At 40.5% G+C, this 18,172-nt stretch carries 15 protein-coding genes and 6 pseudogenes; 9 read left to right on the top strand and 12 right to left on the bottom strand.

The window, feature by feature from the left end; translation table 11 throughout:
- Nucleotides 1–27: 27 nt before the first annotated feature.
- The gene (locus tag RS130_RS03910) at nucleotides 28–444 is read right to left on the bottom strand and encodes an MAPEG family protein (protein WP_316024881.1); all 417 of its coding nucleotides are present in this window, start codon (nucleotides 442–444) and stop codon (nucleotides 28–30) included.
- A gap of 224 nt (nucleotides 445–668) precedes the next feature.
- Nucleotides 669–3,563: pseudogene (locus tag RS130_RS23675) on the bottom strand (M16 family metallopeptidase).
- Nucleotides 3,564–3,790: 227 nt separating this feature from the next.
- On the opposite strand from RS130_RS23675, the pseudogene yihG reads away from it, so the two are divergent.
- Both yihG and RS130_RS03890 read left to right on the top strand, forming a co-directional pair.
- Nucleotides 3,791–4,703, top strand: a pseudogene (yihG, locus tag RS130_RS03895) (1-acylglycerol-3-phosphate O-acyltransferase, YihG family).
- 121 nt (nucleotides 4,704–4,824) lie between these two features.
- Complete coding sequence (locus RS130_RS03890) at nucleotides 4,825–6,012, top strand: mechanosensitive ion channel family protein (RefSeq protein WP_428982844.1); 1,188 nt, start codon at nucleotides 4,825–4,827, stop codon at nucleotides 6,010–6,012.
- 11 nt (nucleotides 6,013–6,023) lie between these two features.
- Here RS130_RS03890 and RS130_RS03885 read toward each other — a convergent pair whose 3' ends face one another.
- Entirely contained in the window at nucleotides 6,024–6,221 is a 198-nt protein-coding gene (locus RS130_RS03885) for a hypothetical protein (RefSeq protein ID WP_316024877.1), read from the bottom strand.
- Between the two features lie 280 nt (nucleotides 6,222–6,501).
- Here RS130_RS03885 and RS130_RS03880 point away from each other — a divergent pair, with 280 nt between their 5' ends.
- The 3 genes and pseudogenes from RS130_RS03880 to RS130_RS03870 all read left to right on the top strand — a co-directional run.
- Complete coding sequence (locus RS130_RS03880; RefSeq protein ID WP_316024876.1) at nucleotides 6,502–7,284, top strand: DUF2884 family protein; 783 nt, start codon at nucleotides 6,502–6,504, stop codon at nucleotides 7,282–7,284.
- Between the two features lie 110 nt (nucleotides 7,285–7,394).
- A complete protein-coding gene (locus RS130_RS03875) occupies nucleotides 7,395–8,219 on the top strand; it encodes an SDR family oxidoreductase (RefSeq protein WP_316024875.1) in 825 nt (274 codons plus the stop codon).
- 24 nt (nucleotides 8,220–8,243) lie between these two features.
- A pseudogene (locus RS130_RS03870) lies at nucleotides 8,244–8,551 on the top strand (helix-turn-helix domain-containing protein); the annotation flags it as partial.
- Here the strand turns inward: RS130_RS03870 and RS130_RS03865 are convergent.
- The 8 genes and pseudogenes from RS130_RS03865 to RS130_RS03830 all read right to left on the bottom strand — a co-directional run bounded on the left by RS130_RS03865 (nucleotide 8,548) and on the right by RS130_RS03830 (nucleotide 14,139).
- Nucleotides 8,548–9,795: an ABC transporter substrate-binding protein gene (locus RS130_RS03865; RefSeq protein ID WP_316024874.1), complete on the bottom strand. Its 1,248-nt coding sequence runs from the start codon at nucleotides 9,793–9,795 to the stop codon at nucleotides 8,548–8,550. The pseudogene RS130_RS03870 and the gene RS130_RS03865 overlap by 4 nt on opposite strands.
- A 149-nt stretch (nucleotides 9,796–9,944) precedes the next feature.
- Complete coding sequence (locus RS130_RS03860; RefSeq protein ID WP_316024873.1) at nucleotides 9,945–10,247, bottom strand: YdbL family probable chaperone protein; 303 nt, start codon at nucleotides 10,245–10,247, stop codon at nucleotides 9,945–9,947.
- A gap of 10 nt (nucleotides 10,248–10,257) precedes the next feature.
- Nucleotides 10,258–10,455, bottom strand: a complete 198-nt coding sequence (locus RS130_RS03855) for a YnbE family lipoprotein (protein ID WP_316024872.1) — start codon at nucleotides 10,453–10,455, stop codon at nucleotides 10,258–10,260.
- A 2-nt stretch (nucleotides 10,456–10,457) separates the two neighbouring features.
- Nucleotides 10,458–10,610: pseudogene (locus RS130_RS03850) on the bottom strand (intermembrane phospholipid transport protein YdbH family protein); the annotation flags it as partial.
- 404 nt (nucleotides 10,611–11,014) lie between these two features.
- Nucleotides 11,015–12,435: pseudogene (locus RS130_RS03845) on the bottom strand (sodium-dependent transporter).
- A gap of 128 nt (nucleotides 12,436–12,563) precedes the next feature.
- Nucleotides 12,564–12,839, bottom strand: coding sequence for a hypothetical protein (locus RS130_RS03840; protein WP_316024871.1), 276 nt, complete (start codon nucleotides 12,837–12,839; stop codon nucleotides 12,564–12,566).
- A 56-nt stretch (nucleotides 12,840–12,895) separates the two neighbouring features.
- Complete coding sequence (locus RS130_RS03835; protein WP_316024870.1) at nucleotides 12,896–13,801, bottom strand: RNA polymerase sigma factor; 906 nt, start codon at nucleotides 13,799–13,801, stop codon at nucleotides 12,896–12,898.
- The gene (locus RS130_RS03830) at nucleotides 13,798–14,139 is read right to left on the bottom strand and encodes a YciI family protein (protein ID WP_316024869.1); all 342 of its coding nucleotides are present in this window, start codon (nucleotides 14,137–14,139) and stop codon (nucleotides 13,798–13,800) included. The genes RS130_RS03835 and RS130_RS03830 overlap by 4 nt, the downstream gene beginning before the upstream one ends.
- A 170-nt stretch (nucleotides 14,140–14,309) precedes the next feature.
- On the opposite strand from RS130_RS03830, the gene msrA reads away from it, so the two are divergent.
- Nucleotides 14,310–14,849, top strand: a complete 540-nt coding sequence (msrA, locus tag RS130_RS03825; RefSeq protein ID WP_316024868.1) for a peptide-methionine (S)-S-oxide reductase MsrA — start codon at nucleotides 14,310–14,312, stop codon at nucleotides 14,847–14,849.
- Nucleotides 14,850–14,905: 56 nt separating this feature from the next.
- Here msrA and RS130_RS03820 read toward each other — a convergent pair whose 3' ends face one another.
- Nucleotides 14,906–16,024, bottom strand: coding sequence for a hypothetical protein (locus RS130_RS03820; RefSeq protein WP_316024867.1), 1,119 nt, complete (start codon nucleotides 16,022–16,024; stop codon nucleotides 14,906–14,908).
- A 227-nt stretch (nucleotides 16,025–16,251) separates the two neighbouring features.
- On the opposite strand from RS130_RS03820, the gene fldB reads away from it, so the two are divergent.
- The 3 genes and pseudogenes from fldB (at nucleotide 16,252) to RS130_RS03805 (ending at nucleotide 18,061) form a co-directional block, all read left to right on the top strand.
- Nucleotides 16,252–16,794: a flavodoxin FldB gene (fldB, locus tag RS130_RS03815; protein ID WP_316024866.1), complete on the top strand. Its 543-nt coding sequence runs from the start codon at nucleotides 16,252–16,254 to the stop codon at nucleotides 16,792–16,794.
- 4 nt (nucleotides 16,795–16,798) lie between these two features.
- Nucleotides 16,799–17,589: pseudogene (locus tag RS130_RS03810) on the top strand (CLCA_X family protein).
- A 265-nt stretch (nucleotides 17,590–17,854) separates the two neighbouring features.
- Nucleotides 17,855–18,061 (top strand): cold-shock protein, encoded by a 207-nt coding sequence (locus RS130_RS03805; protein WP_316024865.1) that lies wholly within the window; start codon nucleotides 17,855–17,857, stop codon nucleotides 18,059–18,061.
- The last annotated feature ends 111 nt before the right edge of the window (nucleotides 18,062–18,172 follow it).

The following is an 18,172-nucleotide window of genomic DNA, read 5'->3' as shown; positions in this document are numbered from 1 at the left end:
CAGGATCGAGGCTCGTTCTTCGGACAACTAGAGCAGTCTTAGTCCCAGTAATATGAGCATCACTACGTTTGCCACCACGCCAATTAGAAAGAAATAGGTACGTGGACTTGGGTTTTTCTCGGTCGCAATTCCATAGTACAAGGCCATATGGGCAATTCTCGCCAACAGGTACGCCCATACACAGATGGCGAAAATGGGACTTTGATAGTTAGTTGCGAAGGCAAATAACACAGTGCCGACAAACAAAGCGCTGTTCTCTAGGGTGTTATGAAAAGTTCGGTGCGCTCGGAAAATAAAGCTGTCATGTGACAAGCTTTCACTAATTTTTCCGGGCACGGCGTTAGGTTCTTTGGCTTTGCTAAACGTAGCGACAAGCCATTGAATGAATAGCATGACTAAATATAAAAAGAACGCCATATAAGCTGAATAGGCAACTTGATTCATTATCACTTTCCGTCTTAAGGTTAATAGAGTGAGTAGAGCAACGATCATGCCCTAGTTAACTAACTGATATATATGCTATAAATCTTTTGATTGTTTGGCTGGCATGTAAGAAATACAGAGTTGATTATAAAAATTACATTTAGAAATTAGCTGTTTTTGAACAAAAAAAGCCGCGGCAAAAATTGCAGCGGCTTACTATTGCAGAATGTAATCGCAAAACCTATTTACAGAGGATTGCCCTCTTCGTCTAGCTCTATGATTTTATCGAATAAAGGCTTGAGTGAATCTAACACCTTAGATTTGTCGCCTACTACTACCGTGATCATTTGGTCTAGTTGTAGGTGTTTTTTGGCCAAAGCGTTTAACTCGTCTTTACTGATGTTGGCCAGTATTTGGTTTTGTTGATCTTTAAAACCTTCATCTAAGCTGTAGGTCATGATCTCAGCCAAAAATCCAAGTTTTTGTCTTGGGGTTTCGAAGTTACGCGCGTCTCGTTGACCAATAGCACTCTTCATAAATTGTAGTTCTTGGTCTGTCATACCTTGTTCGACAAATTCAGCAATTTCATTTCTGAACTGAATGATTGAATCGGCTGTGGTGTTAGCGCGTACACCTGCTTGAGCCCGATAACTACCACTAAACTCATTGCCACGAAAATATGAACGAGCGCCATAGGTATAACCTTTGTCTTCACGTAGATTCAAGTTGATACGACTATTAAAGGCACCACCTAGATTGTAGTTCATTAAGTCAGCACGATAATATTCACCAGTTGCATCGTAATTAAGGGCGCGTTTACCAATACGAATTTCTGACTGGGCTGCGTCTTCTTTGTTGATAAAATACAAAGTACCAGCGTCGAGCTCAGGGTAAGCTTGTATTTTATTGCTAGCACTGGTTTTACCTTGCCATTTCGCTATACCGCTTAAAGCGTTTTTCACCTGATGTTGATCTAGGTTGCTGACCACAATAATTTCGGCTTGCGCAGGGCCATAGTGATCTTTGTAAAAGGTTTTGACATCGGCCAATGTGAGTTTTTCAACTGTACCAATGGTGCCGCTATTGGCATAAGCAAAGCTGTTGTTGTCACCGAACAGTAGCTTATTAAATGCATTGGTAGCGGTGACACTGGCATTTTTCTTGGCATTTTTTAAGCCTTCGATAAATTGCTTTTGCAATCGAGCAAAGTCGGCTTGCGCGAACTTAGGCTGAGTGAGTTGCTCGATGGCGATGGCTAAAGTGGGAGCTAAGTTTTCAGTTAAACTACGAATATTCACCGTAGTAAATTTGTCACCAGCCGAAAAGCTGACATTTGAGCCTAATTTTTGTAGTCGGTTAGATAGATCTTCAGCACTTGATTTTAAGGTACCTTCGCCCATCATAGCGGCAGTCAGTGACGCTAAGCCTAAATGTTCTAGACTCTCTCTGGTTTGTCCTGCAGGAATGCGAATACGAATGGCGGTGGTAGGCACTTCATCATTAATCGCCCCTAGTATTTCAATACCGTTTTCAGTATGACTGCGGTATAGAGCAGGTACACTAATGCTTGGGTTTTTTCCTGAAGGAGGGATAACTGAGCGGTCAAAATCAGATGTCCCTGGTCGTAAAGCGAGCTCGGTAGCATGATCATTTTCAGGGATATTACGCTGGTAGCGCTGCCAAGTGTCTGGCTTAATAATTTTGTCGCCTTGGCCTTTAGGTACAATGCTCATAATGACCGAAAACTTATTCTTAATGTACTTCTTATACACCCTCATCACGTCTTCTTTAGTGACGTTTTCATAGCGGGCTACATCATCACCTATGCCGTTAGGGTTATTGCGAAAGGTTTGATAGGCCGCTAGTTTACTGACTTTACCGCTAACACTTTCAAGGCCGTAAATCATACCTGACACAATTCCTGCCTTGACGCGCTCGATGTCATCATCTTCAGCCCCTCCTCGGGTTTCAAACTCTAACAATGAATCGCGGGCGATCTGTTCTAACTCTGCTAAAGATGTGCTCTGGAGTAGGTAAACCGAATAAGGCAAATTGGCAGCTCAACTCTTGGCAGGCATGGCCAGCTTGGGCTTGTACTGCTTTGCCATTTTTAACCATATTTTTATACAACAAAGAGGTTTTTCCAGAGCCTAAAATTGACATCAATACATCAAGGGGGCTTCATCTGGATGATTAACATGTACAGTTGGCCAGGCCATGTACATTAAAGGCAAAGAGACGTTATCTTGCATGGAAATGTATCTATCTTCACTCAATGTGACGGGCGTGTATGTTGGATCTTGTACTTCTGGACCTCGAGGAATGCCACCAAAATATTTCTTAACCCAAGCTAAGGTTTGGGATTCATCCATATCGCCACCTATGGTTAGGGTGGCATTGTTCGGACCGTACCAGCGTAAGAAGAAGTTTTTAAGATCATTTAAGTTGGCGCGGTTTAAATCTTCAATATAGCCAATGGTTAACCACGAATAAGGATGGCCTTCTGGATACATGGCTTCGTTAACGCGTTCGCGTAGCAAACCATAAGGGCGATTATCATAGTTTTGTCCCCGTTCATTTTTAACGGTTTCTCTTTGGTTTTCAAATTTCTCGGTAGTGACGGCGTCGAGGAAAAATCCCATGCGGTCAGACTCTAACCACAACATACGTTCTAGCTGGTTAGATGGCACGGTTTCGTAATAATTAGTTCGGTCGGTATTGGTGGTGCCGTTAAGGGTGCCGCCTGATTCGGTAATTAAAGAAAAATGCTGTTCGTCGGCTACGTTCTCTGAGCCTTGAAACATCATGTGTTCAAAAAAATGGGCAAAGCCAGATTTGCCTACTTCTTCTCGTCCAGAGCCCACATGATAAGTCACATCCACATGAACTAACGGGTCGGAGTCATCAGGATGCAATACAATAGTTAGGCCATTGTCTAATTGATATTTAGTAAATGGAATAACAAGTTCGTCGTTATTTTTAGACACCGAAGTTATTTTTGTTATGCCAGCCGGTAAAGGAAATGCGGCTTTTGTAGAAATACTCTCGACTTGACTGTTAGGATACGGTTCTTTTAAGCTGCAGGCGCTTAAACCAATGGCTGTAGCAATGGTTGCACTTAATACTAATTGTTTATTCACTGTTCAGGGGACCCTTTTTAAACGTGGTTATTGAAATAATGATATATAAATGAACTCAGTTAAAGCGCAATTGCCGGGTCAAACCAATTCAAATGTAAATAATTGCTACGTATCTTGGCTCTACTTAGTTTAAAATTGCAAAAGGTTGGTGTTTTTCGTTAAGTCCTGATGAACAAGTGCTAGGCCACAAAAAGTATTGGCCCTTAGTCTTTGGAGAAGTAATAAATATGTTTGCAGTTTTTTCAGTTATTTTTGGTGCCCTGACCACGTTTGGCTATTTTTTAAACACAATCTTTTGGTTAATGCCAATACTGATTTTTTCGTTTCTTAAACTTATTCCGATAAAAATTTGGCAAACCTTTATGTCTTATCTATTAGATGGGTGCGCTACGTTGTGGATTAGTGTGAATAAAGTTAATCAAATGCTTTTTAGTCGCACGAAATTTGAGGTGACAGGGTTAGAGGATTTGAGTACCGAAGATTGGTATTTAGTGATTTCGAACCATAGATCCTGGGTAGATATTTTAGTACTGCAAAGCGTGTTTAATCGTAAGATCCCATTTTTGAAGTTCTTCTTGAAAAAAGAGCTTATTTGGGTGCCGTTTTTAGGGGTAGCTTGGTGGGCCCTTGATTTTCCGTTCATGCACAGATACAGCAAAGCATTGTTAGCCAAACGTCCTGAGTTAAAAGGTAAAGATTTAGAAAATACCCGTAAAGCGTGCGAAAAGTTCAAATCTAAACCCGTGAGTATTATGAACTTTGTTGAAGGCACTCGTCTGACAGATGAAAAGTTAAAACACCAAGGATGGTCAATTTAAGCATCTACTCAAACCAAAGGCGGGTGGTATTGCCTTTGTGCTAAGTACTATGGGTCAGCAATTGCATAAATTACTCGATGTAACTATTCACTATCCTGATGGCACGCCATCATATTGGGATTTTGTCAGTGGTAAAGTGCGTCGAGTTCAGGTTCAAGTGAAAGTGCAGTCCATTGCTGATTTGTTAAATAGCGAGTCCTTTGGCCCAGATTATTTTGATGATAGAGCGCAAAGGGTGAAGTTTCAGCGTTGGCTAACGCAGCTGTGGTTAGATAAGGACAATGACATCGAACAGTTATCTTCCAAATCCAATAAAGGCTAGCCTTAAGCCTCGGGTTAGATTTAGCAATAATTGAATACATAAATAGTGGGAAGGACATTTGTCGGTGCAAATAGATAACGTGATACATGAACAATTAGTATTAGGGCTTACTTCTTTAGGAATTGAGTTGAAGCCAGAAAGTTGGACATTCCAATTGATATCACTAGGGATTATTTTTATTTGTGCATGGCTTAGCTTAAGAATTTCTGGATTATTCTTAACTGGAAGAATGACTTCTTTAGTGATGAAAAGTAAGAATAATTTTGACGATCAGTTACATAAATTTAGTTTTTTTAGACGCAGTAGGCATATCTTTCCAGCCCTCATTATTTATGTTCTGAGTGGTGTATTAATAGAGAATATCTCGCTATTAGTTTTCTTACAAAAGTCAGCGCTGATTTATATTTTGATCGTAGCGGTCAAGGCTAGCAGTGCTTTACTGAATGCTATTGAAGGCACTTACAATGCGTCTAATTTAGCTAAAAAAGCGCCCATTACTGGTTTTGTTCAGGTAGGCAAATTGTTTGTAGTGATTGTGGCTGGCCTGTTGATTATTTCTAATTTATTAGATAAGTCCCCGCTTTTATTGCTATCGGGTTTAGGTGCCGTTACTGCCATTTTACTGCTGTTATTTAGAGATACTATCTTAGGGTTTGTTGCAGGTATTCAAATTGCCGCTAATCGCATGGTGAATACAGGTGATTGGATTGAAATGGCGAAATACGGGGCCGATGGAGATGTATTAGAGGTCGGCCTAACAACGGTTAAAGTGCAAAATTGGGACAAAACTATCTCAACCATTCCAACTTATGCATTGATTACCGAATCGGTTAAAAACTGGCGCGGTATGTCAGAGTCCGGTGGCCGCAGAATTAAACGTAGCATCTACCTTGATATTCAAAGTATCCAATTTTGCGATGAGGCGATGTTGAATGAATTCTCTAATATTCGTTACATCCAAAGCTACATTGATTCGAAAAAACAGCAACTGCAAGCCTTTCATCAAGAGCAAAAGATTGATAATCAAGATTTGGTCAATAGCCGTAGGTTAACCAACATAGGGACCTTAAGAGCGTATATGCAGGCTTATTTAGTCGCCCATCCTAAGATCAATCAAGACATGACCTTAATGGTAAGGCAATTACCGCCCACAGAGTTGGGTGTGCCATTAGAGGTATACTGCTTTTGTTCGGATAAAGCTTGGGTAAACTATGAAGCGATTCAAGGAGATATATTTGATCACTTCTTGGCAATGCTACCAATATTCAACTTAAGAGCCTATCAGCGAGTGAGTGATAGGCCTCATTAGTTAATACTAGGTTAGGCGGTAAGGAGAGCGTACAAAAACACGGCAAATAAGACTAATCCAGATACGCCAAAAAAGCCGTATTCTATTTTGGTTTGCATGGTGTCTTTATCAGCGGGTTGCGGTAATGCACCCATAATAACGCTAGTTAAACCCAATACAAAAGTGATCAAAGCCAATCCAAATAAAATGGGTTCGTACCAATTACTCATAGATAAATTCCTAATAATTCCTAACTGTGGCTATTATGCACCAAAAATCTTAAAAACTGCATAGCTCAAGCATATTTTATTGTTGTTTTTGTTCATTATTATGGGTTTGAGGCTCATGCAATAATCTAGTTTAGAACCCTACTTTTTAGTGATAATCGCCATTTTTTAACCTATCTACCTAAATAGAATAATGAGGAAATACATAAGGCATTGTTTTTAAAGGTATATTACTTCTGGCCTGAGCTTTGCAATTTGCGAAATGTACTAATTGGAGAGTGATATGCGTAAAATATTTTTAGCAGGTGTGTTGTTTTGTAGTTCAAGTGTGGCGATGGCGAATCACTGTAATATTGAGTTGCATGGCGACTTACAACTCAATAACAAGGTATTAAACATTACCCTAGAAGATAAGACCGTTGTACAAATAAATGAGCATCAGAGGTTATCGGTCAATGGTCAAACTGTATCGCTCAATGCCAAGCAACAAAGATTAGTTGAAAACTACTACTTCGGAATTTATCAAGCAGCACCTCAGGTTGCAGACATAGCAACTGACGCTGTTGCGTTAGCCAATGTTGCCATTACTGAAGTGTTTGGTGAGTTATTGGCTGCAGATAGCAAAGCCTTAGTTAATATTTCTAAAAAACTCAAGGCGTTAGACCAGCAAGTTCATGACAACTTTTATGGAAAGCACGGAGAGTTACGCTTGCATTCTCAAGTATTCGAAGATGGTAGTTTTTTAGGGCAACAATGGCAAGTTGACTTTGAGCAAGCTATACAGAGCTTAGTTTCTGAATCGATGGGTGGCCTGCTCATTTCTATTGGCACTGAGCTGCTGCTTAATGGCGGAGACAGCGGAGATTTTGAGCAAAAGATGGAGCGATTTGGACAACAAGTAGAGCAAAGAGTTGAGTCTGCCGCGTTAGTGCTCGAAGATAAAGTAGAAAAAACCTGTGCCTTGATAGCCGACATAGACAAAACGGAAACTGAACTTCAGCAACAGGTCAAATCGTTACAGAATTTTGATTTACTGCATGTATACAAACACAAAGATAGAATGTGATTTGCACTTCACTCTTAAGCTGCAAGATTGTTGCTACTGTATTCATTGCTATCGACTACATAGTGCGATAAAACCCATAGTTGGGTAATAAGTATTTCACAAAGGTCGATATGAAAATAGCAGTAGTGGGTGCTGGCTGGTTAGGCTTGCCACTGGCATTAAGTTTGCAAAAACGTGGTTATGGGGTAGTGGCTACTCGGCGCTCTGTAGCAGGGGTCGCCGAGTTGTTAGATATGGGGCTTAATGGGCTGCAATTCGAATTGGCGAGAGATTTACAGGCCTCGCAATTTGACAATATATTTAACAGTGATGTGCTATTTTTGAATATTCCAGTGGGCAGAAATTCTCCTCACAAAGCAGGATTCGTAGAGGCCGTTGAAGCATTATTAAAACATGCTAAACAACGTAATATTCAACATGTATTGTTGGTGAGTACTACCTCAGTATACGGTAATGCTAGTGGCAAGGTTAATGAGCACAGCTCGCCTCACCCAGAAACTGAATCAGCAAAAGCTAACTTAGCCATAGAACTATTGGTTAAGCAGTATTTTGCTGAGCAAGCGAGTATCATACGATTGGCGGGATTAGTAGGTGACGAACGCCATCCAGTCAAATTCTTAGCCGGTAAAACATCTCTACCCAATGCAAAACAGGTGGTCAATTTGATTCACCAACAAGATATTATCAAGGCAATACATGTTATTTTACTGAGACAATTATGGGGCGAAACGTTTTTATTATGTGCAACTGAATACCCAAGCCGTGAAGAATATTACACTTGGGCAGCAAAAAAACTAGATTTACCTGCACCACAGTTTCTGCCGCAAGAAGATAGTCAACAAGGAAAGAGCATTGACGCCAGTCAAAGCTTAGCAAAATTAGGCATTCAACTAACCTATTCCAGCCCCTATCAAATGTTACCGAGTGATGGCTAAATACAGGTTTGTTCAAGGATGATAGGCCACTATGCTCGCATTGCTCGGGCGTTATCAACAATCCATAAACACTACGCACAACCTCTTAGCGTAGAGTCCTTAGCAGAAAATGTGAATATGAGTGTTTCTTCATTTCATCGTGCATTCAAACAAGTGACCTTCGAGTCGCCGCTGCAATACTTAAAAAAATACGTTTAGCAAAAGCAAAAGAACTGATCACCAGTGAAGGAAATAAAGCCAACGAAGCAGCACTAAAAGTGGGCTACAGCAGTGCCTCACAATTTAGCCGCGAGTTTAAACGACATTTTAATAAAGCCCCTAGTACACTTTAATTAGTGCTAGCTGCATGACCAATTTGCTTTCTAATAGCTTCCAATTTTAGCAAGGTCGAGTCAATATCGGGCTGGGTTAAAAAAGCGGAAAATACTTCGATACTTTGCTCGGCTATGCCAACAGGTGCATCCCGATCAAAGTAGTTCGCTGTTCCGTCAGCTTGTTGGTGCATAGTGTAGCTAATGTCTAACACTTCATTACCCCCTTGCTCGGCATTTATATTTGCCGACAGTGTACCCAAGGTTTTATTTAATGATTGTTGAAACGACGCACCGGCAATAAAGCTTATAAAGCGTTCTATTTTAGAATTATAGGCACTGTAATATGGCAATATAAATACATCTAATGGTGCATCTTCAAACACCCCAATTTGAGGGTTAATAATGGGAAAACGGAAGAAACCAAAATCAGGCTTTTGTTCATCGGGGATGCGGCCATTTAAAAAAGTACCTATTAAGGTCATTGCCGCTTGCTTGCGAAACAGCGGGAACATGGCCTCATCCCACATTAAGTGCTCGGACTCATCGATAAAGTAATCTTTATCTATCAGCTCTTTCCAATGTATAAATACCTGTCGTACGCGGTTATCGGTAAAAGGTATATGGCCTGATAATAACCGCTGATGAAAAGCCAGCCCATTGATTCGTAAATTAAGATAATCAAACCAAGCAGCCGCAGGCCAATGATAGCGAGTACCTAAGGTAAAAGGAGTGATATTGTTGGCTTTAAGTGTTTTTGCCACAGATAAAAGCTCTTGCCATGTGGTGGGCTCTGTTAATCCATACTTTTTAAACAGCGATTTACGATAATACATTCCCCAATAATAATAGGTCACAGGTATAGCATATACACTGCCTTGCCAAGTAATGGCCGCCTTGGTATTTGGCAGGAACTGTGTTTCAAGGTGGTGTTTTTTCCATAATGTATCAAGCGCTTGTACTTTCCCGGTACGCACATAATGCATTAGCCTTTCACCGGCTTGCCAATTTATTACATCCGGTCCATAGCCTTGATTTAACCATTTTTTTACCGCTTTCTTGTATTGAGTATCGTTAAACAAGGTGTAGGAAACGTTAATATCAGGGTGTGAATTTGCAAACTCATTAATTAATTCAGTAAGGACTAAACGTTGATCTGCACTGGCGACGAGAAATGCAACATCAAGTTTTTCCTCAGCCTTGCTCATTTGCGAAAACATAGCAGCAAATAGCAATGCCACAGACACAATTAATTTTTTATGCATTAATAACCTTCACACTTATTGCAGTTATTTAATCATAGTCAATCTTACTGGAGCTGCAAAAACTTAATCACTTTTCTGATGTTTGTCTGATTTCGCGCATTTAAATATTACAACGCAAAATCAAACAAACACATATCACACGTTATACTTTATTTTTTTACCCATTGACCATTTACTTCAATATAGTGCCCGGCTTTGGTTTTTTTAATCGCTTTCGCTGCCGCCAAGGCTTCTACTTGCGCTAATTTTAAATATTGTGCTTTGCGTTTTTCATTTACTTCGCTGATCAGGGCTTTTGCAGCATTATTTTGCACCACTAAACCGAGATAACCTGTGCTGTTTTCACCCACTAAGCCTTGGTTTTTAGCTTCATCTAAGTTCATCGCCCACACCGAAAAAGACAAGCCTATTGCAGCTAAAACTGTGGTTAACTTTAATGTATTTTCATTCATCAGTTATCTCCTAAAATAATTCACTGTCTTCACTAAACAAGGTATCGAGCTCTTTATCGACCTTCACTCTGATCTCGTGATCAACTTTAACGTTTAAATTAATCGTTATAGGCTCTTTTGTTGCCACCTCAACTCTATGCGTACAAGCAGTAAGTATGCCCATGACCAACAAAGGCACAGTTACTTTCATGTGGAGCGAATTTGTCATTATTAATGTCCCTTTTCAGAATATTGCTGCTCTACTTTTTGCGTTATTTCATCACTTAATCGTAAAGCACGAAGTAAAGTAAATACGTTTTCTTGATGGTTATAATTAAAATTTACTGGCTGCTGTTTGACTTCGTTGAAACCTTGTAAGTTTACAAATCTTATAGAGACACCCATAACTACAATTCTATTTTCATCATAGGTTCGCTGGGCTTATCAAGTATGGCTTTGCTTAAATAGGATGTGTTCGACGCGGGGCATGGTTAAGGGCACGGTCAAATACTAAGGACGTTCCCTAGAACAATTATGGGTGTCCCAATTGGGTTTATTTTTGACTGTTCTAGTGGATCGGTTTTTTGAGTATTTGACAGCATGCACAGAATGTCGAGAAAGGCTGCTGGGAGCTTGTTTGCTGCTGAATTTGAAATAAGTTGACTGTGTGTTGCTGGAACACAAAAGAAAGCCTGCTAGGTATTAACTTAGCAGGCCATGCAGTTGTTTTGGTTAAGCGCGCTTACATTTTCTTTGAGTGGTCACTTATCAGGACTACTTGGTATGCTTTAACCAATTAAAGCCGCGCCAAAATATTTGAGCGCTATGGTGTTGATAAATACTAGGAATAAAATTACAGGGATAAATGTACTCACTGAAAAGTTTACATAACGTATAAACCAGCTACTAGCAGTGTGAGAGCCGCCGCTGTCTAACTCTTCGTTGAGGTTACTTTTTTCCATTTATACATAACAAATATACAAATAAGTAAGCCATTGAGAGGCAGAATAGTTTCGTAGAACACATCAATGATTAGGTCAAAGAATGACTTGCTTTGCCCAGCATAGCTCATAAAGTTAGTGAAAAAGTCTACTACCCCAAATGATGTTGCTGCCATAACGGCCATTACGACTAACAGTGAGCCTAAACAAATTAGGGCTTTCCGACGGCTGTATTTTTTGTCTTCCATCAGCGCGCTAACAGGTACTTCAAAAATAGAAACCATAGAGGTGATAGCAGCAAAAAAGACTAGTATGAAAAATATACATGCCACAGTGCTTGCACCTGCATAACCAATGCTGGCTTGTAAGGCTAAAAATATTTTAGGTAAAAAGGTAAAAATCATACCAACCGAGGAGTCGCTTAGTTCACTGGTGTTGATATTTGGGTTAAATGAAAACACAGCGGGTAGTATCATTAAACCAGCAATAAAGGCTACAGCTGTATCTAGTAACGCGACCATTTTGGCCGAACCGGGCAAGTCACTTTTGCTGCTTAAGTATGAGCCATAAGTGATCATTATTCCCATACCTAGAGAGAGTGAAAAGAAGGCCTGTGATAAGGCCGCGCTCACTACCGACGCGTTGATCTTACTGAAGTCTGGCACTAAATAATACTTCACACCTTCAAACGCATTGTCTAAGGTCAGAACAAAAATAACTAATGCGACTAGCATAATAAATAAAGCTGGCATCATGATTTTTGCTGCCTTTTCTATCCCTTGCTTAACTCCGCCTTGCAGAATTAAATAAATAATTGCCAGTACCGCAATTAAGTAGTAAATCAAATCCGAACCATTGATAAAGGTACCAAAGGTGTTGGGATCTGCCAGCATGTCTAGATTGCCTGCCAATGATTGAAACACATAGCCAAAGATCCAAACAGTAATGACTAAGTAAAAAACCGCGATCATAAATGGTGTAAGAATTGACAGCCAGCCAGCAATTTTCCAACCTGCATGAGAGTTGGTCATGGTGGAGTAGGCTCCCAGTGGATCTTTTCGGCTACTTCTGCCAACTGACATTTCAGCTAACATTACAGGTAAACAAATAAAGGCCACAAAAATAGCGTAGATTAACAAGAACGCGCCACCGCCATTTTTAGTGGCTGCCACTGGAAATCCAACCATATTGCCAATACCCACAGCAGAACCTGCTGCGGCTAATATAAATCCTAAGCGTGAACCAAATTGTTCGCGAGTCGCACTCATACATCTTCCTGTTTGTTTTTATAATGTCGGCAATATTACCAGTCCCTTTTTAAAATGTCGCTAAATGGATAATCATAGGCAGGATTGCGAGTAGAAAAAGCGTTACTTGCCATAACTTGAGGTCAAGATCATTGTGGCTGTGGAGTATTCAGTCGTTCAAGTTTGTTAATCAAAAAATCTCTCTCACTATTATTTTGGCTTAACTTTATCGCTATTTTGAGGGACGCTATCGCAGAGTGCTGATCTCCAAGTTGCGCTTCTAATTCAGCTCTTGCTGCATAATAAGGTTGGTAAGCGTCTAAAGCTTTTTCCAGTTTAAGTAGTTGCTGGTAGGATTCTACTGGTTGGCCCGCATTGGCGAGTGACACTGCGCAATTTAGTTCAATTACCGCAGATGGATTCATTATAAATAGACGTTTGTACAGTAAGTGTATTTGTTGCCAGTCGGTGGAGATCCAGTCTATTGCTTGTGCGTGTAAGGCACTAATGGCTGCTTGTATTTGGTAAGGGCCAGGATGCTTAAAGTGTAGTGCCTTGCTAAGTAACGCTTGCCCTGGTTGATTGCCTCCGTATTCCATAACGCTCTATTCTGTTTTTCTAAGGGAATATAGGCTGTATCTGAACTTTGCCTTGCTGGGCTTCTGGCATGGTGTAATAACAATAATGCCGCTAAGCCGAGCACTTCTGCGTTAGGTAATAATGCCACCATCAACTGGCTGAGACGAATCGCTTCTAAGGCTAAATCTGCTCGGGTCAACGTTTGGCTTTCAAATGCGCTATAAGACTCGTTATAGATAAGGTAAATCACCTTTAACACGCTCGGAAGTCTGGCAGGTAGTTGCTTTTTAGAGGGCACCGAGTAGCTAATTCCTGCATTCTTGATTTTTTTCTTGGCGCGAGTAATACGCTGACCCATGGCGATTTCAGAGGTTAAATAAGCGCGAGCGATTTGTTTTACCGACAGCCCGCATAAGGTTCTCAGAGTCAGAGCGACTTGGGCTTGTTGGTTTAATGCCGGATGACAACAAGTAAAAATCAACCTAAGTCGCTCATCGGGGACGCAGTAATCTTGCTCCGCTATGTCTTGCTCCGTTTGTTCTTCAGCTTGTTCGAGTGTATGCAGAGTGGATACATTGGCTTGGGAGGTATTTTTTCGTAGCCTGTCAATTAATTTGCGTTTGGCGACCGTGTGTAACCAAGCGCCAGAATTGCGTGGCAATCCTTGGTGGGGCCATTGATGACTGGCTAGTTCGAAGGCGTCTTGTAAGGCGTCTTCGGCCAGCTGTAAATCTCTACACAAATACATGAGTGAAGATAAAAGCTGGCCAGACTCAGCTCGGAATATACGAGCTATTGCGTCTTTCAACTTTCAATAATCATAATTGGGCGAACTTCAACCGTGCCATATCGTGCACTTGGAATTTTCGCCGCCCACATTAGTGCCTCGTCTAAATCCTTACATTCGAATAAATAATATCCTCCGAGCTGTTCTTTGGTTTCGGCAAATGGCCCGTCAGTGATCTCGGGTTTTCCTTGTCTTAACCGGACAGATGTTGCTGTACTTACTGGCTCTAGCGCATTGCCACCACCTAAAATTCCGGCTGCTCCTGCCTCTGCTTCAAACGCTGTGTATTGCTCTATCAGCGTTTGCATATCCACGTCATCTTGACCTTCGGCACCGTATATCAAAGCTAAAAATTGCATCTTGTATCTCCATTATTAGTAATGCATATAAATTAGCTTATATGCACTATACCGTCGAATGAGTTGACCACAATCCGACAAGTTTTTAATTTATTTTTCAATTAAATTGAAATGTTTGTCTTTAGGCTCCACTTATTAAACTATTAAGTCGTTATATAATCGAGGAAGTTATGGCAAACATTGAAACAGTAACGCTAGCGGGTGGATGTTTTTGGTGCATTGAGTCTGCGTTTAACAGCGTGAATGGTGTGGTTTCGGCATATTCAGGTTACGCCAATGGTCACCTTGATAATCCAACTTATGAACAGGTGTGTGCCGGTAACACTGGGCACGCTGAGGTAGTACAAGTTAATTTTGACCCGGCGCAAATCAGTTTTAGAGAAGTGCTTGAAATATTCTTCGCTTTGCATAATCCTACTGAGCTTAATCGCCAAGGCAATGACGTAGGAACGCAGTATCGCAGTGGTATTTACTATCACAATGAGCAACAAAAAGAGATTGCTCAACAATTGCTAACTGAGATAAGCGACGAGCAAATTTGGCCAGATCCACTGGTGACAGAATTGCTAGCGGTTAGCAACTATTCTCAAGCTGAAGATTATCATCAGGATTATTTTTCAAATAACCCAGAGAACAGATATTGCAATATGGTGGTGGCCCCTAAGCTAGCAAAGTTTAAGAAAAAATTTGCCAGTCGCCTAAAAGGGTAGCGCTAGGGTATGAGTTGCTAGCGCTATGAGTGAATAGTGCTAGCAGATGCCTATCTTTAGTCAAACCAATGAGATTGAATTGGGAGGCTAAACAAAAGTGGTGAAAAGGTTTGATAATTTCTTTTGTTCTGTGGGCAGTGAATATTATTTAAATATACCGCTTTCCATGGGTCATTTATTAACCACAAGGTTTCATCGATTACTGCTACACCTTCAATCGATGAATTATCCATTTGTTCGAAGTCCTGACAGACGCCTGTTCCATTGATTATTTCAGCATAAAATTCAAGTGGAATAATTTTCGCTTCTTTTTGCCCTGAAAGGTCGGCAATCCACAACGTTTCATCATTTCTAGCCGCTAAAATCAAAAACTCAGCACCGGTAGGTGTTTGGTAATAATCCATGCCATTGATTGGGTGATTGCCCGCTTTAAAGTTTGGCAATTTGATAGGTAAATCCGACACCAATGCAAAGTCTTGGCTTTGCCAAAATTGTGCATCCATTTGTAGCGAGAATAGACGCGCCTTTTTCTGTTGGTCTTTTTCGACTCCTAAGTATAGGGTACGATTCTTGCCGAATGCTAAGGCTTCAATTCCATCATTTGGAAAATCGCCAATTTGCATTTCAGTGGAGAACTGAATGGGTCTAACATGTGTTATTAGGGCATGTGTTTCAGATTGAATTTCAATTCTCACCAATAATCTTGGGTATTCTGTTGAACCTGATTGAGCATACCTGCGTTGACAACTTTCTGTCATGGAAGGGGCGCTAGTGGCGTCTTCTGTGATCATGTAAAACACCTTGTCGTTGTCAGGATCAACGGCTAATGCTTCTAAGTCAGGATTGTCACTCACATATTCGGCAAAGCAGTTATTTGTCATCTCGGGCGACAGCCGCATTTTCATGTCGGGGCCAACTAAAATGCTGCTTTGGGGGGCAATGGTTCGTAATTTTAGTCGGTGTGATTTGTCAGCACTTCTGTCACTTAACGTCACTAATTTTCCGTGCCAGTGAGTTAAGCCCGAAGGCTGAGAGTCGACCATCACTACATTGTTTTTTTCTTTGACCCAATGACCGTAGACTTTCTGAATGTGATTACTGTGATCAGTGTTTGTAGCTTGTCCGCAACTCGTTAGTGCGCTAAGAGCCATAGTTATAGCAATAAAAGTTTTCATACGTGTTCCATTCTATATGATGTGGCTCGTAATTTGAGGCGATATTTATAAATACGTTGGACCAAATGGTCAAGTTATAATTGATATTAAATTGTTTGCCTACCAAGAAGGCACGGGCGGTAGCCTCTGTCTTAAATACGTTCAAATATGTCAGCTTATTGGTATTATATCCTTACTCAATTAATATCTAAGCATATACTGCATAATATTTAAATATATAGGAACTTATGTCTAAAAACTCGGTAAAAATAGGGTTGTTTTATGGTTCAACGACTTGTTACACCGAAATGGCCGCTGAGAAAATTCAGCTCAAACTTGATGAGTTGATGGGCTATGAATGCGTTGAACTTTTTAATATCAAAGACACTCCCTTGGAAAATACAGAAGATTTTGACAAGCTTATTTTTGGTATCTCCACTTGGGATTTTGGCGAGTTACAGGAAGATTGGCAATCGACATGGCAAGACATCGCACAATTAAACCTAGCCAATAAAAAGGTCGCAATTTTTGGTTTAGGGGATCAAATTGGCTATGCCGATTGGTTTCAAGATGCCATAGGAATGTTACATGATGAATTAGTGGTGCTTGATTGTGACATAGTGGGTTATTGGCCCAATCAAGGATACGAGTTTACCCAATCTAAAGCGCTAACTGCAGACAAAGAGTTTTTTGTTGGGTTAAGTCTGGATGATGAAAATCAATATGATTTAACCGACGAACGAATTGATACATGGTGCGAACAAATTTTAGCAGACATGACTAGCCTTTAGTTTAGTGACTTCAACGACCTCTAGAATTCATCAACCTTTCTATCGAAATGGTCCGTCCCATCGAGATGGCGCAGATGTTAGTTTTCAAGACATTGTCAAAATCTTTGGTTTTCGGACGGTAACTATTGGCAAGTGGGTGACTGCAAAAGAACAGCAAATAGCCGCCAATTTATTTTTTGATGCGCTGTTTGACTTAATGGATATTCTGGCGATACCTACGCCGGTTATTTCTTTAAATTCGAGTTTGTCACTGGCGTTTGGTAGCGGCGGACAAAAACACAGTAGCGCTCATTATAATGCCCAGAAAAAAACCTTAGCGTTGGCCAAAAATGCCGGTGGTGGTGCGTTAGCACATGAGTGGTTTCATGCCTTTGATCATTACATCAGTGATAAAATGTTCAGTGCGGTAAAGCCACATGAATTTGCGTCTGTATGCTGGTTGCGAGATCGAGCCCAGATCAAGCACTCATTGAATAGCAAGCTAGCACAATGTTTTGAGTCTATATTTTTGGGGGCGGATAAATCCCAGCCTAGTCAATTTGTAAAGCAAAGTGCCAAAGCTGATAAAGCACTGAAAGCGTATTATTATGCCCAACCACAAGAGCTCGTTGCTCGGGCTTTTGAAGCATGTATACAAGACCATAGGTGAGAAAAAATGCGTTTTTAGTACAAGGCACTAAACAAAGTACTGAAGCTAAGTTAGGTATTTATCCCGAAGATAAGCAAAGAGGCGAAATTGCGCAGCGTTTTTTAAATTATTTTGCTTTGCTAGGTCGAGCAGTAGAGCAATCCTAACTATTGAATGAGCAAGAATCGCTAATTTTTCAAACTATTAATCATGAATTGCAGAATAAATTAAATAAAAGTTAACATAAGTAGCGTTTATTAGTGCAAGCTTTGGTTAACTCTAGTACTCTGGTGCAGATAATTTGTACACCGATGATTCTTTTCTAGTAACAAAGCTATATTTATGTTGCTTTGAATCACAAATTTCATCTTATATTCGAACTGGTGAATCCGGATATAAGTTTTTATTTCACCAACTATTATGAGTAAAAAAATGAGTAAAGGTACAGTTAAGTGGTTCAACGCAGATAAAGGTTTTGGATTCATTACACCTGAAGACGGCGGCAAAGATTTGTTCGTACATCATTCAGAAATCCAAGCTGGTGGCGGTTATGCTACTTTGACCGACGGTCAAGCAGTTGAATTTGAAGTAGGCCAAGGCCAAAAAGGTCCTTGTGCAAATAAAGTAGTTGCTGTTTAAGCAAAACCTACTAAGGCCTAATGCAATAAAATTGCTTTAGGCTTGGCTACGGTAAGTTAGCGCTGTGAAGCATTAATTTACCGAGCTTCTATCTCGCAGTATAAAAGAGCG

This window comes from Paraglaciecola aquimarina (assembly GCF_032464635.1).
GTDB classification, from domain to species: Bacteria; Pseudomonadota; Gammaproteobacteria; order Enterobacterales; family Alteromonadaceae; genus Paraglaciecola; species Paraglaciecola aquimarina.
This window is presented reverse-complemented; position numbering and strand designations above follow the sequence as displayed.